The sequence below is a fragment of the Xenorhabdus griffiniae genome, from assembly GCF_015163655.1.
In the GTDB taxonomy this organism is placed as follows: Bacteria; Pseudomonadota; Gammaproteobacteria; order Enterobacterales; family Enterobacteriaceae; genus Xenorhabdus; species Xenorhabdus griffiniae.
The window spans coordinates 1-1,054 of the sequence record NZ_JADEUF010000269.1; the positions used below are offsets into that span (position 1 = coordinate 1).

At 57.9% G+C, this 1,054-nt stretch carries 1 protein-coding gene and 1 pseudogene; both read left to right on the top strand.

Features of this window, described 5'->3' with window-relative positions; genetic code table 11:
- Positions 1–355, top strand: a 355-nt coding sequence (locus IQ211_RS19820; RefSeq protein ID WP_228011631.1) for a hypothetical protein, incomplete at its 5' end; no start/stop codon positions are given.
- Positions 356–373: 18 nt separating this feature from the next.
- Positions 374–1,054 (top strand): annotated as a pseudogene (locus tag IQ211_RS19825) (RHS repeat-associated core domain-containing protein); the annotation flags it as partial.

Consider the following 1,054-nt stretch of genomic DNA (forward strand, 5'->3'; position numbering starts at 1 on the left):
TGCCCTGAAACAGCACACCCATTACCATTACAGTGATGCCCATGCCAGCCTCAATGGCAGTCTGACCGAAATCACCCTGCCCGATGGCGTCACCCAGCAACTGGCCTATGACAGTGAGCGGCGCGTGGTGGTCGCCACTGACGGTGAAGGCCACACCACACGCTACACATACGGCGCATTTGACCTGCTGACGCAGGTGACCCGGCCCGATGGCACCACGCTGCACTTTGGCTATGATCGCCTGACCCGCCTGCAATCGGTCACGGCTTCCACCGGCGAAACTTACCGTTATGAACGGGATGCGGCCGGGCAGATTATCCGCGAAACCGATTTTACCGGCCGCACCCTGGAATAACTGGGGCGCCGTACCCAGGTGCAATACCCCGATGGGCAGCAACTCCGCTGGCACTATTCCGCGGCGGGCTTGCTGGTCAGACAGGAAAGCGGGCAGCCAGAAGAAAATCAGTGGGTACTGAAGGCCACCACCACGTACGAATACAACCAACGGCATCAGCTGGTGAAAGCCGCTAATGCCGATGCCGTGGTGGAATATGAGTATGACAAGACCACGGGTCTGCCGATTTGTGAGCGTATCAACGGGCGGGAAATCACCCGTGAATGGGACAGCCTGACCGGGCGGCTGATCAGTGAAAATCTGGATGGTCACACCCTGCACTTTGGCTATCACCCGTTATCAGGCGCGCTGAATCATTTCCAGTTTAACCAGCATACCCCACTGACACTCCGGCATGATACACTGGGACGGGAAACGGTGCGCGAAAGTGCCAATGGGTTTATTCTTGCCAGCCGCTACACCGCAACGGGTTTACTGGCCCATCAGTCAGCCGGACGGGACAGCGCCTTTTTCCAAGAGGCGCTGTCACAAAACGATCCACATTTTCCGCCCCAGGCGACCGCCGTCAACCGGAGCTGGCAATATGACCGGGCGCATAATGTCCGGGTTATTGACGACAATTGGGGGCAAACCCGCTACCGTTATAACACTAACGACCAGATAGTACACACGCTGTTCGCGGGGTTGCGCCCCCATGAA